The following is a 25,487-nucleotide window of genomic DNA, read 5'->3' as shown; positions in this document are numbered from 1 at the left end:
GTAAGTTAATCGCCATAAATTACACGCCGCAAGCAGAAACCGCGAACGTCAGCTATTTATCATACCATCTCCTTTCTTATGGTAAAGTTAAATTTTTTACGGAATCCCGTTCGATGAGCTTCATCGGAATTTCGAACTTGAAATAATCCTTCTGCCTGTCGAGGATCGCGGCGATTCCGGTGAATGCCGCTTCGACTTCCGCGCCGATGTCTGCGCAGACGGCGGTCAACGCCGGATGGTAGAACCGGCCGATTTGTTCGGTTGAGTGTGCCATGATACTGACATCATCAGGCAACTCGCAGCCGAACTCCCGCAGTGCGGCCATGATCCCCGGGGCACTCTCGCCATAGAGACTGTAAACGGCGGTGAAGTTGATCTGGCCATCATGTTCCGTCAGGAAACGTTTCATGCCGAGGTAGGCGCGATGCTGTGCAAATTCACCACTGACTGTCATGCAGTCGATATGAGTCAACTCCATGTTGAAGAGTTCGGCAACGTGCGAAAATGCTGCAACAAGTTTTTCCGTCGCCCGAGTGTGCGGTTCGCTTTGCAGAATTGCAATTTTCTGATGTCCATGTCGGTACAGATAGGTGCAGGCCTGAATCGCGCCGTCAGCATCATCGGAGTGAACATTGCTGACGGAAAAACTACCGGTATCGACGTTCAGCAGTACAGTCGGAATCGACAGTTCCGCCAGGAATTTCATCTCTTCGCGGGAGATGTTTGAACTCGGCATTTGAATGATGGCCGCATCGAAGTTTTCGGTCGAAAGAAACTGAATCGTATTCCGGTCTGGGGGCATTATGACCTCTTTCAACTGCCATCTTTCATGCGAGTCCGCATAGGCGCATGCTTTTCGGCGCCATTCCCGGCACACTTCCCCCGGCCAGTCCGGCATTACGAGCAGCACTTTGCGCGCGTTCGGGCGGCGGGTCACGCTGCTGAAAATGCCCACTTGCGGTATCCGGTCGATCAGCTGATTCGCCTCCAGACGTTCGAGCACCTCGTCCAGCACACCGCGATGGCACTTGAACTTGTCCATGAGCTTCCGTACGGAATAAAATTTCGTCCCGGCCGGAAAGTTGTCGAGTTCCCGGTTCAGGGTCTGATACAGAGTTTCAATTTGCGGTTCCAGTCTCATAATCTGTACATTCCAAGTTGGCCTTCACCCATATTATACCGAAAATGCACACTTTGCACGATAACTGTGCATGATTTTTTTGAAATTTTTTTCTGTGCGAGAATCTTTTGGGACCGGAAAATGAAAAAATTTGTCAAATTCTTTCATAAACTTGCAAAAATAAAAAAATGTGATACAATATAAACATGATCAGTCATGGGAACAATCGAAAACTGCTTACCCCGGAGCGCGAGGCTTTGATCCTGGAGGCGCTCGGGAACGGGGTCCGGACGATCTCGGAACTGGCGGCAACGCTGCAGGTCTCCGAGGCGACCGTGCGGCGCGATCTGCGCACACTCGAACAGCGCGGCGAACTTCAGCGCGTGCACGGCGGCGCGGTGAGAGTCGACGAGGGGACAAAACGCGAGTTGCTGTTTCACGAGAAGGCCACGTTGCGCGCCGATGAGAAGGAGCGCATTGCCGAGGCCGCGCTCGGGCTCATCGAGAATGGTGACTCGGTTTACCTCGACGGCGGCAGCACCGTCCTCGCACTTGCGCGCAAACTCGAGAGTCGCCGCGAACTGACCGTCGTGACGAATTCCCTCATGGCCGCGGCTGAACTCATGGAGTCAGGACACAAACTCATCCTGCTCGGAGGAGAGTTCCGACCGCTTTCGCGCACGCTGGTCGGGCCGCTGACCTCTCCGATCGGGGAGGCGCTGCACATCGGCAAGGCGTTTTTCGGCACGATCGGGCTCACGGCGTCCGGCGTCTCCACCACCGATCCGGGCGAGGCGTTCACGAAGAAATTGATCCTCGGCCGCGCGGAGCAGGCGATTCTGCTGGCTGACTCCGGAAAGTTCGGGCGCACATCGCTCGTCGAAGCGGGGAAACTCGATGACTTCGACATCGTCGTGACCGATTCCGGCGCTCCGTCTGAACTGCAGAAGATATTGAAGAAAAATAAGATCAAACTCATAATGGCATAACACCAACCAGAGGAAAGCAAAATGGCGAACAACTATCTCTCCGACCGTGGCCCCGATTTCCGCAAGACAACCATCCGACTCAAGCCGATTCCCGCCTACACATTCTCGAAGACGCTGGCCGAGGAGTACAAAGCCAAAGAGATTTCCAAAGCCGAAGCCGCCGAACTTTACGAGTCGATGCTCGTGATCCGCGAATTCGAGGATATGATCAACAAATGCCGCACGGGTGCTTACGAGGTCATCAGCGACTACAACTACCGCGGACCGACCCACCTCTCCATCGGCCAGGAGGCGACCGCCGCCGGCGTCTGCTCGATGCTGAACATCACGGACCTCATCACTAGTACGCACCGCGGGCACGGCGACTCGATCGCGAAGGGATTCCATGCGATCAAGCGCATGACCGAAGCCGAACTGCACGAACGCTGCCCGGAATTCGCAACCCTCTCCGGCGAAGAGTTGCGCGAGGCGGTTCTGGAGGATCACGTCTTCCGCACGATCGCCGAGCTTTTCGGCAAGGAGGAGGGGTACGGCAAGGGACGCGGCGGCGGCATGCACATCGCGGACTTCCGCGTCGGCCACCTCGGCGCGAATGCGATCGTCGGCGGCGGCATCCCGATTGCGACCGGCGCGGCGATGACCTGCCGCATCGAGGATTCGATGAAGGGGCGTGTCGTCTGCTCGTTTGCGGGGGACGGCGCCTATTCGAACGGCGTCGTGCTTGAGGCGCTGAACTGGGCGAGCCAGGATCAGTTCCGGGGGGATCTGGCCGAGACCGATTTCGGACTGCCGATCATCTACTGCCTCATCAACAATCACTACGGCATGACCGGACGCGCCGACGGCGAAGTGACCGGCGTCGACCATCTCGCGCGGCGCGGCGCCGGATTCGACAATGACAACATGCACGCGGAGATCGTGAATGGCATGGATATCCTCGCCGTCCGCGACGCGATTGCCCGCGCGAAGGCGCTCATCGCAAAGGGCGAGGGTCCGGTCCTGCTTGAGTTCGACACGTATCGTTACTACGGCCATTCGCTCTCGGACCCGCGTAATGAATACCGCACCCGCGAGGAGGAGGCGCGTTGGAAAGAGGTCGATCCGGTCGCGACGTTCCGGGCGCGTCTGCTCGAAGCGAAAATTATGAACGAGAAGGAGTTGAGCGCGCTTGAGGCGAAGGTCGCCGCGCGGAACGCCCGCGCCGCCCGTCGCGCCGCCGACGCCGCCGATCCCGATCCGGCCGACGTGATCAAATACATGTACACCGATACCGACAGCGAAGTCGTTCCGGCGGCTTATGCCTCTCCGAAACTCTATGAGCCGCTGCCGCGCGCCAGGCGCGATGCGAACGGCATGGTCACCTACCGCGATGCGATCAAGGAGGGACTCTGTGAAGAGATGGCGCGTGACAAGCGGGTCGTGCTCTTCGGTGAGGACGTCGCGGAGTACGGCGGCGCGTTCAAGCTCTCGAAGGGAATGCTCGAGGCGTTCGGACGCGACCGGGTTTTCAACACTCCGATCTCCGAGGCGTGCATCTGCGGCGCGGCGGTCGGCATGGCGATGACCGGCTACCGCCCGGTGGCGGAGCTGATGTACATGGATTTCGCGCTGATGTCCTCCGACCAGATCTCGAACCAGGCCGCGAAGTGGCACTACATGACCGGTGCTTCGACGGAGGTTCCGCTCGTGGTGCGCTGCAGCGTCGGCGGCGGCAAGGGGTACGGCGGGCAGCATTCGCAGTCGCTCGAGTCGATGTTCGCGCACATTCCGGGGACTTACGTCGCGTATCCCTCGAATCCTTACGATGCGAAAGGAATGATCAAGACTGCCGTCCGTACGAACAATCCGGTGGTTTTCGTCGAAGGGCAGCTGCTCTATAACGTGAAGGGGGTGGTTCCGGAAGAGGAGTACACGGTTCCATTCGGCGTGGCGAACGTCGTGCGCGAAGGGTCGGATGTGACGATCGTCGCATGGGGTCCGGCGGTCGCGGATGCGCTCAAGGCGGCCGATCAGCTGGCGGCGGAAGGAATTTCCGCTGAGGTGATCGATCCGCGTACGCTCGTGCCGTTCGACTCCGAGGCGGTGTTCGCCTCGGTGCGCAAGACCGGGCGCTGTGTGGTCGTGAGCCAGTGCGTCGACATCGGCAGCTTCACGGGCGAGATCGTCTCGCAGGTCGTGGCGAACTGCTTCGACTACCTCGACGCTCCGGTGCTGAAGGTCGGTGCGAAGAACGGCATCGCGCCACAGGCGTATTCGCTTGAAGCGGCGTTCCTCCCCTCGGTTGCCGACATCGTCGCGGCCGTGAAGAAACTGTACTGATCGAACGGAACAGGAGGTACACATCATGGCGACCAGAATTCCCGTTCCGAAACTCGGACAGTCCGAGGAGACCGTGACCATCGCCTCGTGGCGGGTCAAGGAGGGCGACAAGATCAAGAAGGGCGATGTCCTCTTCGAGGTTGAGACCGACAAGGCCGTGCTCGAAGTCGAATCCCAGTTCGAGGGGACGATCCTGAAGATCGTGACCCCGGTCGGCGTTGAGGTCCCGGTCATGACCACGACCGCCGCGATTGTCGGAGAGCCCGGCGAAGCGGTTCCGGCCGAGATGCTCGCGGCGGCTCCCGCTCCCGCGCTCACGCCCACGCCTGCTCCTGCGGCTCCCGCTCCCGCGCCCGCGCCTGCTCCTGCGGCCCCGGCAGCGCCTGCGCCGAAAGCGTCAGCCCCGGCTGCGCCCGTGGCTCCGGCTCCGGCTCCGGTGATTCCGCCTCCGGCTCCGGCTCCGAAGGCGGCGGCTCCGGCGAAGAAGCCGGTCTCGCCGCGAGCGAAGAAATTTGCGGCGGATTACCTGATCGACGTCGCGAAAGTTCCCGCCGCGGGCGTTCGCGTGACCGAGCAGGATGTGAAGAACTATCTCGAGTCGACCGGATATTTCCAGCGGAAGATCACGCCGGTGGCTCTGAACCTCGCCGCCGAGGCGAAACTTGAGATGACCGAACTCGAAGGAACGGGGGAGGGCGGCCGTATTACGATCGCCGACGTGAAGGCCGCGATCGCCGAACGTCCGAAGCCGTTCAATACGATGCGCAAGGTCATCGCCCAGCGGCTGACCCAGGCCAAGCAGACGATTCCGCACTTTTACGTCACGGTCGCGGTGGATATGAGCGACCTCATGGAGAAACGCCGCAAGCTGAAGGCCGGGGGAATCAACCTCTCCGTCAACGTCTTTATCATCAAGGCGGTCGCACTGGCGCTCAAGGAGTTTCCGAATGTGAACGCCTTCTGCGACGGCGTTTCGGTTTCGCAGAAGTCGAAGGTCAACATCGGCATGGCCGTGTCGGTCGACAACGGGCTCGTGGTGCCGGTTATCGCGAACGCCGACCGCAAGGGGCTCGACGAGATTCAGGCCGAATCGGGTGAACTCGCCGAAAAGGCGCGCGCGGGCAAGCTCACGCCGGATGAAATGAAAGGCGGAACCTTCACGATTTCGAACATGGGCATGATGAACGTCGAGAGCTTCCAGGCGATCGTGAATCCGGGCGAGAGTGCGATTCTCGCGGTCGCGAGCTGCATTCCGACCCCGGTCGTGCGCGACGGCGAAATCGTTGTTCGCGACATCATGAAGATCACGGTTTCCGCCGACCACCGCATCGTCGACGGAGCGATGGCCGCCGCATTTGCGAACTGCATCCGCGCCAAACTTGAGGATGCTTCGCTCTGGGACTCCCTGATCTGAACGACGGTTTGTTCCGATTCCCGGGTGGTTTTCCGCCGCCCGGGTTTTTTCATGCAAAAAAAACGCCGGCGCGGTCGTGCGTCGGCGTTTTCGAATGGCGGAATTTACTGCTGCTGCATGTCGGTGACCGGCTGCCAGGTCGCGTTGGTGACCTGGGCGTTGTTCGGACCGCCGGAGGTGATTTGCAGCACCCACACCTGGCCGGTGACGGTGTCGATCTTCAGGACGACCTGCTGTTCGTTGCCGACTCCCTGCTGCAGAGTCAGAGTATCGACCTCCGCCGCGACGAGAGCATAGCGGCCCGCGTTGAAGAGCTGCGAATCGCTGCTGCTGTCCGCCTGCGCGGGCAGCGAAGTCAGAACTCCCGCCGCAACCAGAACCGCCGCAGCGATGCCGCCGATGATCATCAGTTTCTTCATAAAATAGCCCCCTCTGTTGCAGATGCTGCCGGAATCGGCCGGCGCCGATATCGGAAATGGTAACCTTTTCTTCTATAAGGTAACATCGATTCCGGAAAAAGCAAGTCGAGACGCGGCAAAATGACGGCAGTGCTCTGTTCCGCTCATTTCCGCAGCAGTTCGTGCCGTTTTTCCAGAAGCCGGCGCGTGAGCAGCGTCGATCGCGGTTCGAGCCGCGCATTCTCCACTGCAAGCTGAACCGCCCGGCGGCTGCCGACCAGAATCAGCAGTTTCTTTGCTCTGGTCATGGCCGTGTAGAGCAGATTCCGCTGCAGCATCATGTAATGCTGGCTCAGAAACGGCAGGATCACAACCGGGAATTCGCTTCCCTGCGATTTGTGGACGGTCACGGCGTAGGCGTGCGTGATCTGGTCGGCTTCGTCGAAGTGATAGGTGACGGTGTGCGGCCCGTCGAAGAGCACGCTGAACTTTTTTGCGGGAACATCGATCCGGGCGAGCCGCCCGAGGTCGCCGTTGAACACGCCCTTGTCGTAGTTGTTCGTGATCTGCATGACCTTGTCACCACATTTGAACACGCGCTCGCCGAACTTGAACTGCCGCTGTTCCTGAGGATTCAGCAAGGCTTCGATCCGTTCGTTGATTGCGGCGGTTCCGCAGAGGCCCCGGTTCATCGGGGTCAGGATTTGAATGTCGTCGACGGGATCGAACCCGAACCGGGCCGGAATCCGGTCCGAGACGAGTTTTTCGATGATCGAGAGCGCCTTCTCCGGGTCGTCCTGTTCGATCCAGTAGAAATCCAGAAGTTCGCCGTTGCGCATCTGCGGTTTTTCCGGCATTTGTCCGTGGTTCACGCGATGGGCGTTCACGATGATCCGGCTGTTTTCCGCCTGCCGGAAGATCTGCGTGAGTTCCGTCACGAGGAACCATCGCGATTCGATGAAACTGGAGAGCACCGTCCCCGGACCGACCGAGGGAAGCTGATCCCGGTCGCCTACAAGAACGACCGAACTCCCCGGCGGAATTGCCCGGAACAGCGCCTGCGCAAGCAGAATATCAAGCATCGAAATCTCGTCAACGATCAGCAGATCACAGTTCAGCGGAGAGTCGGCATTGCTGTTGAACTGGTTGGTCGCCGGATCGTACTGGAGCAGCCGATGCAGCGTCTGAGCCGCGACTCCGGTCGATTCGGAAAGCCGTTTTGCCGCACGTCCGGTCGGCGCCGCGAGCGCGATTTTCAGATTCGCTTTCTGCGCACGGCGGACGATTTCGCCGACCACGGTGGTTTTGCCGACGCCGGGACCTCCGGTGATGATGCTCAGTGCGGATGCGTTGACCCGTTCGACGGCGAGCTTCTGTTCGGCGTTCAGGGTGAGACGGCTCCCCGCGACGGGGCGGAGTTTCTTCCCCGCGAAATCTTCCGACATCGCAAGGCGCGCCACAAGCGTCGGCAGTTCCGTTTCCGCGCGGGCGAGCCGCGGCGTGTAGATCTCCCCGTCCATGATTCGCAGAAGACGGCGCTCCACTGCCGCCTCGATGCCGAGTCGGGCACGTTCGGGCGGTTCGTCCGCAAGTTCCGCGGTCGCGGTCACGAGTGTCTCAAACGGACAGCAGACGTCACCGTTCGCAATCATGCCGTTGAGGCTGTGCACGGCTGCAGCGGTCAGACGCGGAATGGAGTCCCGGGGAATCCCGAGGGATTTGGCGATTTCATCGGCCTTCAGGAATCCGATCCCGTCGACCTCCTCCGCGAGCCGGTAGGGGTTCGTCTTCACCATCTGCGGCGCGGCTTCGCCGTACCGCTTGAAGAGCCGTGCGCAGAAAGCCGGAGTGATGCCGAGCCCCTGCAGGAAAATGTAACTGTCCCGCCGGGCGGCGGATTCCCGCCAGACGCGCGCGATCGCCTCGGCTTTTTTCGGTCCGATTCCGGGAATGGCTTTGAGCTGTGCCTCCCCCGCGTCGAGCATCGAGAGGGTTTTTGCTCCGAAATGGTCGACGATCAGGGCGGCGGTTTTCGGCCCGATCCCGGGAATCACGCCGGAACTCAGATATCGTTTGAGTCCCTCCGGAGTGCTCGGCAGGATGATCCGGAACTGTCCGGCCCGGAGCTGGCGCCCGAATTCCGCGTGCTGCTCCCAGACCCCCTCGACTTCGATCTCCTGCCCGGCAACCACCCCCGCGACCGGCCCGCACACTGCGTATTCCCGGCTGCCCGGTTCGCGAACCCGGATGACGGCGAACGAGCCGTCCTCGTTCTCGAAAACGACCCGGGTGATCTCTCCGCGCAGCGTCGCGTGTTGTTGTGCCTGCGGTTCGTTCATTCGTGTATCCGGCGGTAGGAATTCATGCGGAAACCATCATCGTGTTTCTGGTGGCTGGAATAAAAAAATCCCCCCCGGTACCGTCGCACCGGAGGGAATCGGAGTTCTCATGGAGTCACTTCGCGTACGGCGCAAGCGGCAGCGTGATGTTCTGCTTTTCCCAGATGTTCAGATACTGAACCGTGGTCAGCGTCACCGTCACCGCGATCAGCACGAGACTGACCGCCGCCAGCACGAGATAGAGCCTGGAAGGCGCATCAACTCCCGGAGCCGCCTTGGGCTTCGCCGGCATGACGGGCTCTTCCTTTTTCACTTCCGCCTTTTCGCCTTCCGCGGTTTTCAAATCTCCACCGGGCAGCTTGGAGTTCGCGCTGCCGACCGGTTTGAGCTGCAGATCGTCCTCGTCCTTCTTGGGGGTCGGGATCGTAGGCACAGCCTGCGGCGTGGCCTGCTGCGGAGCCACCTGCGGACGCAGTGTCCCGGCCGGAAGCGGTTTCGCAACGGGAAGCGAATGGGATGGCGCCGTCTGGTCGCCTTCCGGCTGATGATGCGGCGCCGCCGGTCCGTGTCCCGGCAGAACCATGGTCGCTTTCGACGCCTCCGCCGGTTTCGCCCCCGGAAGCGGAACCTTCGGCGGGATCATCCCGCCGGGCCGGGCCGGGCGGGCGATTTTGATCGTATCGCTGCTGTCGATGTCGGTTTCACCGGGCTCCGAACCCGGGGCGACTTTCAGCTGAGACGGCGTAACGGCGGAGGGGCGCAGCCGCACGGTTTTGCGGGTTTTGGTGTCGTCGGATTCCGACGGTGCCGCACCGGTGGGGCCGTCGATCTTCACGCTGGCCGGAGAGACGGCGGTCGGCTTGAGTACGATCGTTTTGCGGGTCTGGGTGTTCGCCCCGTCCCCGGCGGGTTTCTGCACAACCGGAATCTTCGGCTGTATGGCCGGGCCGGTCTGTGTGGAGATCGGTTTGAGCTTGACGGTTCGACGGGTCTGCGTATCCTCCATGACCTCAAGATTGCCGGTGTCGGTGTCCCGGCCGCTCAACGGATCGGTGAGCGGAGCCTTCGGCATCGGCGTAAGGTTGATCCCGGCCGGTGTCACCGAGGGGCGCAGCCGCACGGTTTTTCTGGTCTTGGTATCGTCGCTGTCCTGGGCAGGAGCATTGTCCTGATTGATTTTATCCGGATCGACCATCTTTCACCCTTTCATTCTGGCTGTCCAAATCGAAAACATAATCTCACACTGAAGAATTTAACGCCGCTTTTCGGAAATTCAATCTTTTTCTCTGCCGAATCCGCAAAAATATTGGAAAAAAACGGCGATTTTCCTGCCTTTTTCCAAAATTTCGCTCAATCTTCGGTCCGCAGAATCAATTGAACCGACGTGCTGCCGTTGCTCGGAGCCGGTACCCGGTCGAGATTCGCGAGCAGCCGCTGCACCGATTCATCCATCGGAACGTTGCCGCTGCGGGCGAGGATTCTGGCGCTTGTCACCCGGCCGTCGGCCGCGATCGAAAGCTGGATCGTGACCTGCGGGCGGGCATCCCCGAGCAGCGACCCCGGCGGCTCCGACCAGCGGGACTTGATGTAGTTTCCGAGCCGGTCCCAGTAACGGCGGTCTTCCCCCTGTGCGCCGCCGCCCGGGGTGGCGTTATTCTGTTTCCCGTACGCCTGAGCCCGGTCCGCGTCACCGATCGGCACGGCGAGATTGCGGTTGCTTCCGCCGCCGCGTTTTTCCGCCGCCGCCCGCGCGAGCGCAACCTGTTCGGCCGCGCTGAGCTGCCGCGGCTTGCTGGTCTGCCGGGACGGTTTGCTGACTTTCCGGGTGGTCTGCTGTTTCGGTCTGGTCGTCTGCCGCTTCGGTTTCGGTGTCGGTTTCGGCGTTTGCCGCTTGACGACCGGCGGGTTTGGAGTCGGCTTCCGCGTCTGCGGTTTGACGACCGGCGGGGCCGGAGTCTGCTTCCGCACCTGCGGCGCGGGCGGCGCGGGAATGGATGGCGCCGGCGGTTCCGGAGAGGCGTTTTCCACCGGGCGCAGGCGCGACGGCGGCCCGACCTCCTCCCCGGTCGAGAGCGGCCCGATGAGCTTCACCTTGAATGCGCTCTCCTGCGGCGAACGCCAGTTCTGGTAGAGCACCAGCCCGAGCGGCCCGAAGATCACCAGGCAGTGGATGAGAACGACCTGCACGCCGATCGTGCAGCGCAGTTTCCGGGAGGTCAGCGGCCCGGCCTCTCCCGTCCGCAGCGGTGGGGCGACAGTCAGTTCTCTCATCTATTTCCCCTCCGCCTGGGTGACGAGTGATACGTCATCAAATCCGGCATGGCGGATCAGCGCCATGAGTTCAATGACGTCGTTATAGGTACGGGAGCCGTCTGCCCGCAGCAGAAGCTGGGTCTTCGGCGCGTTTTCCTTGAGCCGGGTGAGATACGCAGTCAGCTCCTCCCGGGTCACGACCTCCTTGTCGAATTCGATCGTGCCGTTTTTCGTGAGCGTCACGCTTTTGAAGTTGTCCTCCGGAAGTTTGTCGCTGTTCATCTCCGGCGGGGAGATGTTCGTGCCGTATTCCATAAGCGGCATCGTAATCATAAAAACGATGAGCAGCAGGAACGTCAGGTCCAGGAGCGGCGTGACGTTGATCTGGTCGATGGCAGCCATCTGCCGTCTTTTGCGGCGGCCTCTCATTCGGCGGCCTCCCCGGCGCGTTCGGCGGCTTCTCTGGCCATTTCCTTTGCGATGCTCAGCTGTTCGAGCTTGACCCGCGCCATGAATTCATCTGAGAAGTTGTCGAGCTGTGTGGCGATGTTGCGCACCGTCGAGGTGAGCAGATTGTATCCGATGAGCGAGGGAATCGCCACGATCAGACCCGCGACCGTTGTGAGCAGCGCACCCGCCACGCCCGGCGCCAGCGCCGAGAAATCCGATTTCCCCGCCGCCGCGATGCCGCAGAACGCGAGCATGACGCCCCAGACCGTTCCGAACAGCCCGAGGAACGGGCTCACGCTGACCATCGTCGCGAGGAAGCCGATTCGCGTTTCGAGTTCGATTTCCTGACCGGAAACCTCGCTGATGAGCACCGCTTCGATCGCATTGTACTGCGCTTCGGAGAGGCGGGTCGGGCGGTTCGCAACCCCGGTTGTCCGGCTGTACGTGGCCGGATCGCTTTCATAAAACTCCAGAAGTTTTTCAACCCCCTGGTTGTAGATCTGTGCGGCGGGACTCGCGTTGCCCGCGGCTTCTCGCAGCAGCTGCTGGCTCGTGATGCTCCGGTTTTTCGACGACTTGAAGCGGGCGACGAACTGGCGCGACAGCTTCTGCGCCCGGTAGAGCGAGATCCCTTTTTCGATCATGACCGACCAGGTGAATGTGGAAATCACCAGCAGCAGGACGACGATGCTTTTGCCGAGCGTATCGCTGTTTTCAAATGCGTAATAGACTCCGGGAGTCTCCGCGAGGAAGAGGGAAAAAGACGTCATATTGAAAAAAACTCCGAGAAAGTTGAAACTGCACCCTTTATAAAATATAATACAGGGGTTATATTCTGCAAATGTATGCTTGCGATAAAATCCAAAAAAAACGGAGAAAAAACATGGCACAGGAAAAACTCGTACTCGGTTTCGATGTCGGCGGAACCAAAATCGGAGTCGGACTCGGCTCGAGCGAAGGACGGATTCTCGGCAAGGCGCGCATCGAAAACGTCGACACCTATCCTGACGACATTCTGCCGCAGATGGTCGATGAGGCGAAGAAACTCGTTTCGGGTGCGGGTTTGAAGATGGAGCAGATCGCCGCATTCGGCATCTCCGCGCCGTTCCCGGCCGACCCGGTCAACGGCATCATGACCGCCCCGACCAACAACCGCCACTGGCGCAACGTTCCGATTCTGCAGTATCTGCGTGACAATCTGCAGCTGCCGGGCTGCTTTGAGAACGATGCGAACTGCGGCGCTCTGGCCGAATGGTTTTTCGGCGCGGGCCGCGGCTGCCGGGATTTCATCTATCTTACGATGAGCACCGGTATCGGCGGCGGCATCATCGCGGCGAACCATCTGGTCCGCGGCGGCCGCGCCCTCAGCGCCGGAGAGCTCGGACACATCTGCGTTGAACTCGGCGGACGTCAGTGCAACTGCGGCCTCAAGGGGTGCTATGAGGCGTATGCCGGCGGTCGAGCGCTCGCCCAGCGCATGCAGGAGGAGCTCCGCGACCGGCCCGACAGCATGATCATGCAGCTCGTCGGCGGCAATGTGAATGCGATCGACATGGTCCCGCTCGAAAAGGCGGTGCGCGCAAACGATCCCTACGCCGTTGCGCTCTGGGATGAGATGAGTCTGCGCAATGCGCAGGCGTTCGGCATGTTCATCAACATGTTCAATCCGGAGCGGCTTGTGCTCGGCACGCTCGCGTGGGCGGTCGGCGACCTTTACACCGATCCGATCAAGAAGTATCTGCCTCAGTTCTGCTGGAAGGAGCCGATGGAGGCGTGCGAACTTGTCTCCTCCGAGTTGCGGCGCGACATCGGTTACTATGCGGGCGTCGCGGCCGCCCTGAACTATCTGAAGGAACAGGAAGAAAAACGCGGCTGACCCCCGGTGAGAGGCTGTCATGGAACGGAAGTATCTCCTCGGTATTGACATCGGCGGGACCAAATGTGCCGCCATTCTGGGGGCGGCGGATTCCGCCGGCACGATTGAGATCCTCGGCAAAAACCGGTTCGCCACGGCGGAGGCGGGGAGTCCGCGGGCGTGTCTCGAAATGCTCGCCCGGTCCGGGAGAGAGCTCTGTGTCCGGAGCGGCGTTTCTCCCGATTCGGTGTGCGGGTGCGGCGTCTCCTGCGGAGGGCCGCTCGACAGTCGTCGGGGAATCATCCTTTCTCCGCCGAACCTGCCGGGATGGGACGCGATTCCGGCGGTGGAGATTCTCGAGCATGAGCTCGGGATTCCCGTCCGGCTTCAGAACGATGCGAATGCCTGTGCGGTCGCGGAGTGGCGGTTCGGAGCCGGACGCGGCGTGCGGAACATGATTTTCCTGACATTCGGGACGGGGCTCGGCGCGGGATTGATCCTCGACGGCAGACTTTACTGCGGAATCGGCGACTCGGCGGGCGAGTGCGGGCACATCCGTCTCGCCCCGGTCGGGCCGGTCGGATTCGGAAAGAGCGGCTCATTCGAGGGATTCTGCTCCGGCGGAGGCATTGCGCAGCTCGCGGCGATTCGGGCGCGCGAGCAGCTTCAGCTCGGGAAAAAAGTCGCGTGGTGCGCTTCGATTGACGCTCTGACCGGACTCAATGCGAAAATCGTCGGCGACGCGGCCGAGGCGGGCGACCCGCTCGCACTCGCCGTCTACGAGGAGTGCGGACGCTATCTCGGGCGCGGATTGGCTCTCCTGATCGACCTCCTGAACCCGGAGCGGATCGTCATCGGCAGCATCTTCGCGCGGTCGGAAAGGCTTCTGCGCCCGGCGATGGAGCGCAGCATCGCCGAAGAGGCGCTGTCCGCCGCCGCCGCACAGTGCCGGGTCGTCCCGGCAGCTCTCGGCGAGGCGATCGGCGATTATGCGGCGCTGGCGCTGGCGCTCGGGGAGTTCTGACGATGGCGTTTCGGGTGGAGCAGCTTCGTGTGGGCGGTTACGACCACAACTTCTCCTATCTGGTGACAGCGGAGAACGGGGATGCGGCGCTGATCGATCCGACCGGAGATTGCGGAGTCATCCGCCGTGCTGTCGAGGCGGCGGGGCGGATTACGCCCCGGTACATTCTTCTGACCCACGGGCATCAGGATCACTGCGAATGTCTCGGCGAGGTGCGCAGTTTCTTTCCCGCTGAAATTGCGAGCCACCCGACCCATCCGCACGCGGGCGGGATCAAACTGTACAACGGCCGGAGAGTTCCGTTCGGCGATGGGTGGATCGAGGCGATCGCAACGCCGGGGCACTCGCGCGATTCGGTTTCGTTCCGGCTCTCGGACGACTCGGCGCTTTTCACGGGGGACACGTTGTTCGTCGGCTGCGTCGGCTTCTGCCGCTCGAAGGAGATGTTTGATACGATTCGGAAAAAGATTCTGCCGCTGCCGGATTCGCTCGTGATCTACTCCGGGCACGATTACGGCGAGGTCCCGTACCGGACGCTCGGGGAGGAGAAGGCGCACAATCCCTATCTGCGCTGTGCGACGCTCGAAGAGTTCCGGGAACAACTCAAATTGCTGGAGTGAACCTTCTCATGGATGTGTTGACGCTTTGTTCCATCATCGTGGTGCTGCTGATTCTGCCGTGCGTGCTGCTTTTGTTTCTGCGTCCGTCGATCACGCTGAAGCTGGTCGTCTGGATTCTTCGGCACACGTTTCTGCGTCTGCGGGTCGAGGGGGGGGAGAACATTCCGGACTCCGGGCCGGTGCTGCTGGTGTCGAACCATGTTTCCCTGATCGACATGCTGCTGATTCAGTCGATTTCGCGTCGTCCGGTCCGGTTCATGGTGCGGCAGGAGGTTCTCGATTTCGTTCCGACCCGTTTCCTCTTCTGGTACCTCGGGGTGATCCGGGTTCCGTCGATCGCGCACCCGAAGGCGATGCACCGGTTTTTTCTGCGGGTGCGCGGAGAGCTGCGGCGCGGCGGAGTATTGTGTCTGTTTCCGGAGGGGAGCATCTCCGGAAACGGCGGATTGATGCGCTTCCGCTCCGGCGTTGCGCCGCTGCTTCCGGCCGGGGTCGAGGTGTCGGTGATCCCCGTGCGGATCGGGATGCTCTGGGGGCGGCTCTTCACGCTTGAAAAGGGAAAACTCAAGTACCGCGCCCCCCGGACTCTGCCGCTGAATTTCAGTTTGAAGGTGGGGCGTCCTGCCTCGCCCGGGCTTTCGGCATTCGAATTCCGGCAGCTCATCTCCGAGCTCGGAGCGGAGGCCGAGGCCGCGCCGCAGCCGGGCGAACTGCCGCTGCATGTCGTTTTCGCAAAACGGGCGAAACGCCACCCCTTCGAGGTGACCTATCTCGATGCGGACGGAACGAAGTGTACGAATTTCGAGATGCTTGTGCGGGCCGCGATTCTCTCGCGCCGCGTGCGCGAACTCAGGAGCGAATCGCGTTACGTCGGTGTTCTGCTGCCGAACTGCACGGCCATGACCGCGGCGATGTTCGCCGTTCTCTTCGCGGACCGGACCCCCGCCGTGGTCAACTTCAGTTCCGGGGCGGAGGTCGCGCTCGAAGCCCTCGGACGAGCCGGGGTCGAATCCATTCTCACGAGCCGCAGATTTCTGCGGAAACTCGGTTGGAACGAGACGCCGAACATGGTGATCCTGGAAGACGTCGCCGCGCAGGTGACGCCGGCCGAAAAACGGCAGACTGCGCTGCTGTGCGCGTTGATGCCGTTCCGGATGCTCATGCGCCACCTTGCGCCGCGCAGCGCTTTCAACGTCGGGCTGGAAGCTGTGCTGCTCTTTTCCAGCGGTTCGACCGGAAAACCGAAGGCGGTGCAGTTGACCCACCGCAACATCAACTGCGATTTGTGGGCGTTCTGGCGCATGATCCTGTGGAGCAGGCGCGACCGGATCGTCGGAAATCTTCCGCTGTTTCACGCGTACGGGTTCACGGTCGAATTCGCCTTTCCTGCGCTTTCCGGCACTCCGGTGATCTATCTTCCGAATCCGCTCGATGCGGCGGGAGTGGTGAAGGCGATCGACGAATTCGGCATCACACTGCTGACCGCGACTCCGACTTTTCTGCAGGGATATCTGCGCAAGGCGACGCCGGAACAGCTTAAAACGCTGCGTCTGGTCATCACCGGCGCGGAGAAGCTGCGCCCCGAACTTGCCGCGAAATTCCGCGCGATGACCGGGCTTGAGATCATCGAGGGGTACGGCTGCACGGAGCTTTCGCCGATTGTGACGATCAACCTCTGCAACTCCATCTATGAACTCGGGAAACGGGCGCACCATCCCGGCAGCATCGGAATCCCGCTGCCGGGCATCCATGTGCGGGTGGTCGACCCCGAGAGCGGCATCGAACTCGGGCCGGATTCGCCGGGGCTCATGCAGGTCAAGGGCGGAACCGTCATGAAAGGGTATCTGAACGATCCGGAACAGACCGCCCGCGTCATCCAGAACGGCTACTACAACACCGGCGACATTGCGCGGATCGACCGCGAAGGGTATGTCTACATCACCGGGCGCGCTTCGCGCTTCAGCAAGATCGGCGGAGAAATGGTTCCGCATGAGCTGGTCGAGCAGGCGATCGCCGGGTTGCGCGGCCGCGAGGAACGCGAAGTTGCTGTCACCGGCCGCCCGGATCCGAAGCGCGGCGAGCGGCTTGTGGTGTTTTACACGGCGGAGGATCTCGATCCCGCGGCGGTGATCGAGCTCCTGCGTGCGGAGAAGCTGCCGAATCTGTGGATTCCGAAAGCGGAGGATTTTGTGAAAATCGACCATCTTCCGCTGCTCGGAAGCGGCAAACTCGATCTGACCAGACTTAAAAAACTCGCGGAGGAGCTTTCATGAAGAAGATCGTCTGTCTCGGTTCTCTGAATCTCGACCATGTCTACCAGGTCGACCACTTTGTCCGCCCCGGCGAGACGTTGAATTCGGCGGGATATTCGGTCGGCTGCGGCGGCAAGGGGCTGAATCAGTCGATCGCGCTTGCGCGGGCCGGGGCGCCGGTCATGCACGCGGGAAAGATCGGTCACGACGGCGCGATGCTGCGCGATACGCTTATGAGGGCAGGGGTCGACGTTTCGCTCGTGACGGAGGGGAATACTCCGACCGGGCACGCGGTGATCCAGGTCGATGCGAAGGGGGAGAATGCGATTCTGCTCTTCGGCGGTGCGAACCGGGAGATCACGGAAGTGGAGATCGATTCCGCGCTCGACGCGGCGGAAGGGGGAATCCTGCTGCTTCAGAACGAAATCAATTCGATCGATCTTGTTTTCCGCAAGGCGCATGAGCGCGGAATTCCGGTCGCCTTCAACTTCGCCCCGTTCGACCCGGAGGATGCGAAACAGCTGCCGCTCGGATTGTTGAGTTACCTCATCGTTAACGAGATCGAAGGCGCGGGCGTGGCCGGGGTGGAGGATCCGAAGGCGATTCTCGTGGCGCTGAAATCGAACTATCCGGAGTGTCGCGTGATCCTTACGCTCGGCAAAGCCGGTTCGGCGTTTCTCGACGACGATGGCGCGATGGTGATGCTCCCGCCGTATCCGGCCGAAGTGGTCGATACCACGAGCGCAGGCGACACGTTTATCGGCTATCTCTTCGCGGGATTGCTCGAGGGAATGGCGCTGAAAGAGGCGATGGAACTCGCGACCCGGGCATCTGCGATCACGGTCAGCCGGCCGGGCGCGGCCGATTCGATTCCGTTCCGGAGCGAACTGGCGTAAAACGGTGTTTTTGCAGGAGCAGAAGATGCGATGCTGACCTACATGAAAATCACGAATTTCGCGCTGATCGAGGAGTCCGAACTGGAGTTCGGGCCCGGCTTCAACGTCGTCACCGGCGAATCGGGCGCGGGCAAGTCGATTCTGATGGGGGCGGTCGAGCTGCTGCTCGGGGGGCGGGTCGACCGCGGTGTGATCCGGACCGGCTGCGACCGCTGCGTCGTGGCCGGCAGCTTCGTGGTTCCGGCGCGGCTGATCCCGGCGGTGGAGGCGATTCTCGGCCCGGCGGAGATTCCATTCGACCCGGCCGAGCCGTTGCAGCTGCGCCGCGTGATCGGGCAGTCGAGCGTCCGGAACTTCGTGAACGATACGCCGGTCAGTGCCCGGCTGCTCGCCGCGGTCGGGGCGCAGCTGATCGACCTGCACGGAGCCAATGAACAGCTTTCTCTGACGATTCCGGCCCGCCAGCTTGAGATGCTCGACCGCTACGCCGGAACGGAGAAAATGGCCGATGAATGCCGCCGAATCTGCGCGGAGCTCGACGAGCTTGCCCGGGAGCGCGAGGAGTTCGACCGGATGATTCCCGACGATTCCGAACGCAGCCGCCTCGAACTGGAGTTGGAGGATATCGACAAGGTCAACCCCGCTCCCGGAGAGGACGAGGAGCTCTCCGCCCGATTCCGGATCGCGGGGAACTCCCGGCTGGTGCTTGAGACGGCGGGACGATTGACTGCGGCGCTGACCGAGGAGGAGGATTCCGTCTCCGACCGGATGGCGGGCGTCTACCGCAAACTTCTGGAACTCTCGCGCATCGATGAGGCGCTCGCGGGGGGGCTGCTTGAAGAGTGCGACCGGATCCAGGAGGAGATCGGCGCTCTCTCGAACCGCATCTCGGAGCTGGCTGATAAAGTTGAACTCGATCCCGAGGCACTCGCGGCGATGGAGAGCCGTCTCGGGGAGTTGTTCACGCTCAAGCGGCGCTACGGACCGACGCTTGAGCAGGTGCTGGAACGGCGGGAGGAGGCGGCCCGACGGCTCGAACTGTTCCACAATACCGCCGAGCGCCGTGCGGAATTCGACCGGCGCCATGAGGCGTTGAACGCGGAACTGCGCGCGGCTGCGGAAAAACTCTCCGAACAGCGGAAGCGGTGCGCCGCGCGGTTCGCCGGAGAGGTGCGGGCGAAACTCGGAGCGATCGGATTCGCAAAATGCGTGCTCGAAGTGGCGTTCACCGCTGTTGAGCCCGGTCCGAACGGGATGGACCGCATTGAACTGTTGTTCAGCGCTAATGCCGGAGAGAGCGTGCATCCGCTGCGGAAAATCGCTTCGAGCGGAGAATTGTCGCGCCTCATGCTCGCATTGAAGACGGTTCTGGCCGATGCGGACGCGATTCCGGTGGTTGTCTTCGACGAGATTGACGTGAACATCGGCGGTGAAACGGCAAACCGGGTGGGCGAGGAGCTCCACAACCTGGGACGCAACCGGCAGATTCTCTGCATTTCGCACCTCGCGCAGGTTGCGGCGCGGGCCGACCGCCATTTCCGGGTCGAAAAACACACGCAGGAGGGACGCACGTTTTCCGAGTGCCGCGAACTTGACGCGGAGGCGCGTGTGAGGGAGATCGGCCGCATGCTCGGCGGCGGTGCTTCCGCCGAAACCCATGCGCGCGACATCCTGCGCCGCATCGCAGAATGACGAAGTCGCGTCTCAAACATGAAAATTTGCTTTTTTTGACTTGACACACTTGACTTTTCTGAAAAATTGATTCATAATATATAGCACGAGCTATATGTGAAGATCCAATGGTGTGGATTATTTTTTTTGATCATTGATATAGCACGAGCTATAACAGGGTAATAAGATGGTGGAAGCAACTGGGCGGGAAGAGGCCAAGCGGCAGGTTACCGTGGCGATGATTGCAAAACACGCGGGAGTTTCGCGTGTTGCGGTATATGCCGCTTTGAATCCGGATAAGAAAACAACGGTCGGCATCAGCGAAAAGACGAAAAACAAGATTCTTGCGGCTGCCGAGGAACTCGGTTATATTCCAAACGACTTGGCTCGTACACTGGTTTCTGGGCGCAGCCGCAACATCGGGCTGCTGCTGCCCTCGAATCGTTCCGCCATGTCTCAGGAGTTGATTTCCGCGTGCAGCAGGCTTTTCGTGGACAACGGTTATCTTGTGATTTCAGAGTCCTCGGAGGGGGATGAAAAGCGTGAGCGGGAGATTTTGAACCGTTTTTTAATCCGGCGGGTGGATTGCATCATCATCTCCTGGGTCGGCGAGGAGAGCAATGCGGATTTGCGTAAGCAGTTCTGCCGGTGCGGAATTCCGATCATCAACATCCGGAACCGTGAACCGGATTACGATTGCTCTGCCGCGGTCAGTTTTGACGAAGGACAGGTCATGCGGATGATCTGCGGGGTGTTGGGCAATTGCGGACTCCAAAGGCTCTGGTATGTGGGAAGTGGTGTTCCGGAAAGCAATTCCAGTTGCTGGCGGCGCACCCACCTGCAAAATGCCGTCACAGAACATCCTGGTATGCGGCTGGTCGGAATGACCAGCTTCCTCTCGGCAGAGGAGTGTCGCGTCTGGGTGCGGCGTCTGGCCGGTTTGGCGGAGCGTCCGGAGTCGTTCGTCTGCTACAATGATCGAATTGCCCAACTTGTTACCATCGAATTGCGGCTGGCCGGAATCAGAGTGCCGGAAGAGATTGCGGTGACCGGCGTTGATGGCTATTCTGACAAATTCGATCCAGTCTCTCCAACCACTGTCCGGCTGCCCGCAGAGGAGATGGCGACGGAGATTTTTCGGATTTTCTGTGAGGCCGACTATCGCCGACAGCTGATTCGTATCGCTCCGAAACTTATGGAAAGAGAAACCACACCACAACATCTGTAAGAAAGGAATCTCCCATGAAAAGAAGTTTTTTCACATTAATTGAATTGTTGGTTGTGATTGCAATCATTGCGATTCTGGCGGGGATGCTGCTTCCGGCGCTTCAGCGGGCGCGCAGCGCCGCTCACAGGAGTTCCTGTTCCGGCAATCTCAAGCAGATCGCGTTCGGACACATCAGTTACAGTGACGAGTACAACGACTTCATCGCAGCCGGAATCCGGTGGCCGGGTAATATCGTATGGCCGACGACACTGGCTCCGTATCTCGGGAAAAACGCCACCGGGAAAATATTCTTCTGTCCCGCATCAACGGAGGAAAACAGCAAATCCATGAAGGACTTCGTCGCATTGCATGAAACATCCTTCAAGTTCGGGGAAGATGCCCGACTGAGTTACGGGCAGAACGTTAATCTTTCACAGCAGCGAACCACGCGGGAGTATCACAAACGGGGAAATTTCAAACATCCGTCGCGGACGGTTGTCACTCTTGACGGAAATATGCCGAAGGCGCCCGATGAGGGGGTAGTTGCCCATTATACCTACACGCAGACTCCTGCCGAAGTTCCCGGGGGGAAAGCATTTTTCGGGACGGAATACGGGCACTCCATAGGGATCAATCTTAATTTTCTCGACGGACACGTCGAATACATCAATTCGACCCTGATGCTGAGAGCCCGTACAAACAAGGGCCACGCATATTGGGGCAAATTCGGCTTCAACTGGAGCGTTACGGATAACAATTGAGGGGATTGAAAGGATTTGTCATGCGTTTGCAATTCATTATTCGAATGGTTCTTGGATTTTTCTTTCCCCTTGTACCCGTGCTGGCGGAAACGATCTGGCTGGAGGGGGAAGAGGCGAGACAAACCAATTTCACGCCCGGGATTGCGGCTCTCTCCGATGGGGGGGCCGGAGGAGCTTCGTGTGGGATGTTTTTGAAGAATGAACGGCCCGAATCCTCCACCGGCGGTACGATCCGTTTTGCGGAATACGAATTTCATGTGAAGAAATCCGGCTCCTATCGACTCTGGATCGCTTCGACGCCGCTTGTGACCGGATGGGCTTCGACTTACTCGATCCGCTGGAATGACCAGGCGGACAAGATCGATATGAGCGGCAGAAAATACCAGGGCGTTCCCTATGGAAGGGGAAAAAACGAACAGTTTTTTTTCTGGCATGACGCAGGGAAGCGAGATTTTGCCGCTCCCGGAGTCTACACTCTCAGAATCGAGGCTGGAAAAGGACGATCCGCCGATTCTAAAGTTGTTGTATTTCTGGATGCCCTTGTCCTTACCTCCGACGAGAACTATCGACCCGCCGGAAACCATCCCGCTTTTTCTCCGGGAGCCCTGCCGAACGCTCCGAAAGGAACCATGGTCTGGCGAGAGACGGAACTGCCGGATGAGAGCAATATCGGAGTACGCGCCAATGTACCATTCCTGAATGAGAAAGGCCAGGGGGCTTCCGGGGGAATGTATTTCAGCATCGACCGTAAAGTCGATCCTGAAGCGGCTCCCGACGGCTATTATGCGCAATACGAACTGAATGTTCCAGCTCCGGGAGCTTACCATGTCTGGATTGCCGCAACACCGTTTCATGTTGGCTGGGCTTCGCCCTGCTCGATCCGGTGGGATGACGAGTTGCCGATTGACCTGGTCGGGCGTCGTCCTTATAGCCCAGCCTACGGTTTCCCCCATCCTCGGGCTTATTTTTTCTGGACGAAGGTGGGAGTAAAGGAATTTCGCTCCGCCGGTGTGCATACGTTTCGAATCACGGCGAGCCGTCCCAGGCCAGGGACGGATAACATCCGTCTCTTTCTGGATGCGATCGTCTTGACTGCTGATCCCGCTTGGGCGCCGCGCGGTAATCGCCCGCCGGGGTCGCCATGGAAAGGAATTCCGAACGGAGCTTCCCCGGAGGAACGAAAGACATTTTTTCGCGAAATGATCCACGATATTCAGATGCGAACCTATCCGGCCAAACTGGCTGAAACCAACGAAGAGTGGAATCCGGAGACCACAGCCGAAGTTCTGCGCAAGATGAAGTCACGTCCGCTTCCTGCGCCTTCTGCCATCCGATCCCGAAAGCGGATGCGTTTTGGCGTCCACGGAATAGAGAAACCGTTTGTCGAGGTCGGAGTGGATGAGGAACGAACCGCCGCTGCTCTTGAGCTGCTCGCCCGGGCAGGAGTGGAATTTCTCAGAACCGCTGAACCATGCTGGCACCGTCTTGGAGTGGAGCCAGGTAAATTCGACTTTCGCCAACTCGATTACGAAATATCTCTGGCCGGAAAACACGGGATGAAACTCATGTTGACCACGGGGTTCGCCCCCGCCCGTTACGGCAGGGGACACGGCAACAAACTCGCGGCCTGCAAACCGGAATATTACCCTCTTTATCGCGACTATCTTCGTAAACTTTTCGATCATGTCCCGGAGGATGTGATTCATTCCGTCGAGTTGGGGAACGAGGTCGATGCCTCCCATGTCTGGTGGGTCGGTGACAGCACGCCTGAAGACTATGTGGAGGAGGCGAAAATGACCCGCTTCGCGCTTGACCGCGCATATCCGAACCGCAAATTCCCGTTTCTCGGATTCGGAGCGACCTGGGCCAGCCTTGAACGAGATCGGGCCGAAGGACGCGGACGTGCCTGGATTGAACGGGCGTTTGATGCCGGAGTGGACGAATGTTTCGACGCTTATTCGCTGCACTACACCTGGAGTGTTCCCAAGTGGGGATTTGCCGACTGGATGCGCGATGAACGCGCCAGACGCGGTTTTTCTTCCAAACAACTTCATAACAGTGAGGAATCCTGTTACGGGCATCCCGGTGATCTGATGAAACTTTTCGCCCGCGACCTTTTTCTCCAGAATATGGAAAGTGTGACCTATTTTCTCGCCCGCGATTTTCAGGAAGCTGGAAATCTGCTTTACTCCGGATTGTTTGACCTGAATTGGCAGCCGAAGCTCAGATTGCTGGCCTATGCCGCTTCGACCGATGCAATGCGCGGCAGAAAATTGGTTGGAATGGCTGATCCCGCTTTGGGGCTGGAAGCATATATTCTCGAAAAAGAGTCGGAAGAAGCCGACGGCCCGCGTTACACCATCGTCTGTTGGGCGCTTGATCGTGTGGAGCAGGGAATGCACTCGGCTCAGAAGCCGCATCGCATCTCCGTGTTTGGTTGGCGCGCTGTTAGCAAGGTCGTGAGCTGGCGGCTCGATCCGGTGGCGTTGAATCCGGATGGATCGATCATCATTCCGAATGAACCTTTGGCTGTTTATGCCGATGAGCTTCCGGATTGGAAACTCCTGACGCCGGAGGAGTGGCGTGCGCGAAAGGCCGCTGCCGTCGTTCAGGGGCAAGATGCTGGTATCCTGCCAGGGCAAACTCTTCCGGACGGACGATGACCACCGGATTCTTTTCCGAAATTCCTCTTCACAGCCTCCTTTTCTGGAGGCTGATTTGCGTTTCCCTTCTTCTCTTTGATCGGTAATTTCGCAAATATTTTTGCAGGGCTCTTGACATTGCGGGGGGATTTTGCTATAATATAAGTGTTCACCTGTGTTCTCTTTTTATTGTAAATTCTTGGTGTGATGGGATGAAGCGAAAAGCTGGACAGATTGCCGGGGAAATTTCGGTCGCAGGTTACGTCCGGATCCGGAAATATGTGATCGATACGATCATCCACGGGGAATGCAAACCGCAGCGGCTCGCCTCCATGCGGGAACTCGCCGCAGAATTCGGCGTCGGATGCACGACTGTTCAGAAGGCGTTGAAGGATCTCGTAGACGACGGTCTCCTCACCGTGAAGGTCGGCGTCGGCATGTATACGAATCCGTTGCGCGGCTGGCGGGAGGAACGGCCGCAAATCGTGGAACTGCTCTCCGCGGATGGCAAGCAGATCTACTTTGAAAACTATCTCTGCCGTATGAGCGGAGCGGTGTCCGCCGCGATCACCGGAGCAGGTTACTTTCTGCATCATGTCGATCTTTTTCAGAACAACGGAGCGGCGGCGGCCGGTTTCGGCGTGAGGAGCTGCGGATTGATCTGGGTCGCTCCGGAGATGGCCGGGGCCGGGCGCACGGAGGAGTTCTTCCGGTCTCTTTCCATGCCCCGTGTTGTGGCGGCCGGGATCGTCGGTGGTTTCGATTCGGTCGATTACGATCTCGAACAGGAAGGGTATGAGGTCACAGTCGAACTGCTGGCGGAAGGACGGAAAAAAATCCTGATTCTTGCCAATCTGAGCCACCCGAACCGGCAGTTCGCCGGGATTCGGCGCGCTTTTGCCGAACGGGGTGTCCCCTTTGAGGAAGGGTGCGTTCTCGACCACCATCAGAATATTCTCGAACAGTACCTCGCCTGGGTTGAGAACAACGGGCTGCCGGAGGCGATTTACGACATCGGCGGCGGGCCGGTCCGGCTCTGGCACGAATTCCGCAGTCACCGCGAAGATTTTCAGAAGCGCTGCCGGCTGGTCATGGCCGACGACAGACCTTCGGAAGTGCCGTGCCGCATGCTCCGGAACGATTACGATAAACTCGCAGCCGCGGCGATGCGGCTTCTCCTGCGCAGAATGGATGCGCCCGGAACGGAACCGGTTGTGGAACTCTATTTGCGTGAACGTTATGATTACAGCCCGAAATAAAAGGAGTTGCCAGTGAGA

20 protein-coding genes are annotated in these 25,487 nt (G+C 59.9%); 13 read left to right on the top strand and 7 right to left on the bottom strand.

Features of this window, described 5'->3' with window-relative positions; genetic code table 11:
* Window positions 1-76: 76 nt before the first annotated feature.
* Entirely contained in the window at window positions 77-1,141 is a 1,065-nt protein-coding gene (locus Q0K10_RS11415) for a substrate-binding domain-containing protein (protein ID WP_294507105.1), read from the bottom strand.
* 185 nt (window positions 1,142-1,326) lie between these two features.
* Here Q0K10_RS11415 and Q0K10_RS11410 point away from each other — a divergent pair, with 185 nt between their 5' ends.
* Genes Q0K10_RS11410 through Q0K10_RS11400 form a run of 3 tightly spaced genes read left to right on the top strand, consistent with a single transcriptional unit; the run spans window position 1,327 to window position 5,842 of the window.
* A complete protein-coding gene (locus Q0K10_RS11410; RefSeq protein ID WP_294507103.1) occupies window positions 1,327-2,109 on the top strand; it encodes a DeoR/GlpR family DNA-binding transcription regulator in 783 nt (260 codons plus the stop codon).
* A gap of 21 nt (window positions 2,110-2,130) precedes the next feature.
* On the top strand, window positions 2,131-4,428 hold the full coding sequence (locus tag Q0K10_RS11405) for a dehydrogenase E1 component subunit alpha/beta (RefSeq protein ID WP_294507101.1): 2,298 nt from the start codon (window positions 2,131-2,133) through the stop codon (window positions 4,426-4,428).
* A 25-nt stretch (window positions 4,429-4,453) separates the two neighbouring features.
* The gene (locus tag Q0K10_RS11400; protein WP_294507098.1) at window positions 4,454-5,842 is read left to right on the top strand and encodes a dihydrolipoamide acetyltransferase family protein; all 1,389 of its coding nucleotides are present in this window, start codon (window positions 4,454-4,456) and stop codon (window positions 5,840-5,842) included.
* Between the two features lie 104 nt (window positions 5,843-5,946).
* Here Q0K10_RS11400 and Q0K10_RS11395 read toward each other — a convergent pair whose 3' ends face one another.
* From Q0K10_RS11395 to Q0K10_RS11370, 6 genes are all read right to left on the bottom strand, one after another.
* Window positions 5,947-6,261 (bottom strand): hypothetical protein, encoded by a 315-nt coding sequence (locus tag Q0K10_RS11395; RefSeq protein ID WP_294507096.1) that lies wholly within the window; start codon window positions 6,259-6,261, stop codon window positions 5,947-5,949.
* A gap of 143 nt (window positions 6,262-6,404) precedes the next feature.
* On the bottom strand, window positions 6,405-8,579 hold the full coding sequence (locus Q0K10_RS11390) for an ATP-dependent RecD-like DNA helicase (protein ID WP_294507094.1): 2,175 nt from the start codon (window positions 8,577-8,579) through the stop codon (window positions 6,405-6,407).
* A 115-nt stretch (window positions 8,580-8,694) separates the two neighbouring features.
* On the bottom strand, window positions 8,695-9,774 hold the full coding sequence (locus Q0K10_RS11385) for a hypothetical protein (RefSeq protein WP_294507091.1): 1,080 nt from the start codon (window positions 9,772-9,774) through the stop codon (window positions 8,695-8,697).
* Between the two features lie 155 nt (window positions 9,775-9,929).
* On the bottom strand, window positions 9,930-10,850 hold the full coding sequence (locus Q0K10_RS11380) for a TonB family protein (protein ID WP_294507089.1): 921 nt from the start codon (window positions 10,848-10,850) through the stop codon (window positions 9,930-9,932).
* Entirely contained in the window at window positions 10,851-11,261 is a 411-nt protein-coding gene (locus Q0K10_RS11375; RefSeq protein ID WP_294507086.1) for a biopolymer transporter ExbD, read from the bottom strand.
* Window positions 11,258-12,052: a MotA/TolQ/ExbB proton channel family protein gene (locus Q0K10_RS11370; protein ID WP_294507084.1), complete on the bottom strand. Its 795-nt coding sequence runs from the start codon at window positions 12,050-12,052 to the stop codon at window positions 11,258-11,260. The genes Q0K10_RS11375 and Q0K10_RS11370 overlap by 4 nt, the downstream gene beginning before the upstream one ends.
* A gap of 113 nt (window positions 12,053-12,165) precedes the next feature.
* Here Q0K10_RS11370 and Q0K10_RS11365 point away from each other — a divergent pair, with 113 nt between their 5' ends.
* From Q0K10_RS11365 to Q0K10_RS11320, 10 genes are all read left to right on the top strand, one after another.
* Window positions 12,166-13,158 (top strand): ROK family protein, encoded by a 993-nt coding sequence (locus tag Q0K10_RS11365; protein WP_294507082.1) that lies wholly within the window; start codon window positions 12,166-12,168, stop codon window positions 13,156-13,158.
* Window positions 13,159-13,177: 19 nt separating this feature from the next.
* Window positions 13,178-14,161 carry an ROK family protein gene (locus Q0K10_RS11360; protein WP_294507080.1) on the top strand — a complete coding sequence of 328 codons (984 nt, stop codon included), beginning with the start codon at window positions 13,178-13,180 and terminating at the stop codon, window positions 14,159-14,161.
* Window positions 14,162-14,163: 2 nt separating this feature from the next.
* Window positions 14,164-14,781, top strand: coding sequence for an MBL fold metallo-hydrolase (locus Q0K10_RS11355; RefSeq protein ID WP_294507078.1), 618 nt, complete (start codon window positions 14,164-14,166; stop codon window positions 14,779-14,781).
* An 8-nt stretch (window positions 14,782-14,789) separates the two neighbouring features.
* A complete protein-coding gene (locus Q0K10_RS11350) occupies window positions 14,790-17,054 on the top strand; it encodes an AMP-binding protein (protein WP_294507076.1) in 2,265 nt (754 codons plus the stop codon).
* Window positions 17,051-17,929 carry a ribokinase gene (locus Q0K10_RS11345; RefSeq protein ID WP_294507074.1) on the top strand — a complete coding sequence of 293 codons (879 nt, stop codon included), beginning with the start codon at window positions 17,051-17,053 and terminating at the stop codon, window positions 17,927-17,929. Before Q0K10_RS11350 ends, Q0K10_RS11345 begins: the two co-directional genes overlap by 4 nt.
* 30 nt (window positions 17,930-17,959) lie before the next feature.
* Window positions 17,960-19,621, top strand: coding sequence for a DNA repair protein RecN (gene recN, locus Q0K10_RS11340; RefSeq protein WP_294507072.1), 1,662 nt, complete (start codon window positions 17,960-17,962; stop codon window positions 19,619-19,621).
* A gap of 166 nt (window positions 19,622-19,787) precedes the next feature.
* On the top strand, window positions 19,788-20,828 hold the full coding sequence (locus Q0K10_RS11335) for a LacI family DNA-binding transcriptional regulator (RefSeq protein ID WP_294507070.1): 1,041 nt from the start codon (window positions 19,788-19,790) through the stop codon (window positions 20,826-20,828).
* 14 nt (window positions 20,829-20,842) lie between these two features.
* Window positions 20,843-21,568, top strand: a complete 726-nt coding sequence (locus Q0K10_RS11330; RefSeq protein ID WP_294507068.1) for a DUF1559 domain-containing protein — start codon at window positions 20,843-20,845, stop codon at window positions 21,566-21,568.
* A gap of 185 nt (window positions 21,569-21,753) precedes the next feature.
* Window positions 21,754-24,231 carry a beta-galactosidase gene (locus Q0K10_RS11325; protein WP_294507066.1) on the top strand — a complete coding sequence of 826 codons (2,478 nt, stop codon included), beginning with the start codon at window positions 21,754-21,756 and terminating at the stop codon, window positions 24,229-24,231.
* Between the two features lie 191 nt (window positions 24,232-24,422).
* Complete coding sequence (locus Q0K10_RS11320; RefSeq protein ID WP_294507063.1) at window positions 24,423-25,469, top strand: GntR family transcriptional regulator; 1,047 nt, start codon at window positions 24,423-24,425, stop codon at window positions 25,467-25,469.
* Window positions 25,470-25,487 lie beyond the last annotated feature (18 nt).

Origin of the sequence: uncultured Victivallis sp., from assembly GCF_944391105.1 — a bacterium.
GTDB lineage: Bacteria > Verrucomicrobiota > Lentisphaeria > Victivallales > Victivallaceae > Victivallis.
The sequence above is the reverse complement of the archived record's forward strand: the minus strand, read 5'-3'. Positions and strand labels throughout refer to the sequence as shown.

What these genes read in the sequence shown, in the direction of transcription:
- Q0K10_RS11415 (WP_294507105.1), bottom strand. Translation starts at nt 1,141, where the DNA reads ATGAGACTGGAACCGCAAATTGAAACTCTGTATCAGACCCTGAACCGG.
- Q0K10_RS11410 (WP_294507103.1), top strand. Translation starts at nt 1,327, where the DNA reads ATGATCAGTCATGGGAACAATCGAAAACTGCTTACCCCGGAGCGCGAG.
- Q0K10_RS11405 (WP_294507101.1), top strand. Translation starts at nt 2,131, where the DNA reads ATGGCGAACAACTATCTCTCCGACCGTGGCCCCGATTTCCGCAAGACA.
- Q0K10_RS11400 (WP_294507098.1), top strand. Translation starts at nt 4,454, where the DNA reads ATGGCGACCAGAATTCCCGTTCCGAAACTCGGACAGTCCGAGGAGACC.
- Q0K10_RS11395 (WP_294507096.1), bottom strand. Translation starts at nt 6,261, where the DNA reads ATGAAGAAACTGATGATCATCGGCGGCATCGCTGCGGCGGTTCTGGTT.
- Q0K10_RS11390 (WP_294507094.1), bottom strand. Translation starts at nt 8,579, where the DNA reads ATGAACGAACCGCAGGCACAACAACACGCGACGCTGCGCGGAGAGATC.
- Q0K10_RS11385 (WP_294507091.1), bottom strand. Translation starts at nt 9,774, where the DNA reads ATGGTCGATCCGGATAAAATCAATCAGGACAATGCTCCTGCCCAGGAC.
- Q0K10_RS11380 (WP_294507089.1), bottom strand. Translation starts at nt 10,850, where the DNA reads ATGAGAGAACTGACTGTCGCCCCACCGCTGCGGACGGGAGAGGCCGGG.
- Q0K10_RS11375 (WP_294507086.1), bottom strand. Translation starts at nt 11,261, where the DNA reads ATGAGAGGCCGCCGCAAAAGACGGCAGATGGCTGCCATCGACCAGATC.
- Q0K10_RS11370 (WP_294507084.1), bottom strand. Translation starts at nt 12,052, where the DNA reads ATGACGTCTTTTTCCCTCTTCCTCGCGGAGACTCCCGGAGTCTATTAC.
- Q0K10_RS11365 (WP_294507082.1), top strand. Translation starts at nt 12,166, where the DNA reads ATGGCACAGGAAAAACTCGTACTCGGTTTCGATGTCGGCGGAACCAAA.
- Q0K10_RS11360 (WP_294507080.1), top strand. Translation starts at nt 13,178, where the DNA reads ATGGAACGGAAGTATCTCCTCGGTATTGACATCGGCGGGACCAAATGT.
- Q0K10_RS11355 (WP_294507078.1), top strand. Translation starts at nt 14,164, where the DNA reads ATGGCGTTTCGGGTGGAGCAGCTTCGTGTGGGCGGTTACGACCACAAC.
- Q0K10_RS11350 (WP_294507076.1), top strand. Translation starts at nt 14,790, where the DNA reads ATGGATGTGTTGACGCTTTGTTCCATCATCGTGGTGCTGCTGATTCTG.
- Q0K10_RS11345 (WP_294507074.1), top strand. Translation starts at nt 17,051, where the DNA reads ATGAAGAAGATCGTCTGTCTCGGTTCTCTGAATCTCGACCATGTCTAC.
- recN (WP_294507072.1), top strand. Translation starts at nt 17,960, where the DNA reads ATGCTGACCTACATGAAAATCACGAATTTCGCGCTGATCGAGGAGTCC.
- Q0K10_RS11335 (WP_294507070.1), top strand. Translation starts at nt 19,788, where the DNA reads ATGGTGGAAGCAACTGGGCGGGAAGAGGCCAAGCGGCAGGTTACCGTG.
- Q0K10_RS11330 (WP_294507068.1), top strand. Translation starts at nt 20,843, where the DNA reads ATGAAAAGAAGTTTTTTCACATTAATTGAATTGTTGGTTGTGATTGCA.
- Q0K10_RS11325 (WP_294507066.1), top strand. Translation starts at nt 21,754, where the DNA reads ATGTTTTTGAAGAATGAACGGCCCGAATCCTCCACCGGCGGTACGATC.
- Q0K10_RS11320 (WP_294507063.1), top strand. Translation starts at nt 24,423, where the DNA reads ATGAAGCGAAAAGCTGGACAGATTGCCGGGGAAATTTCGGTCGCAGGT.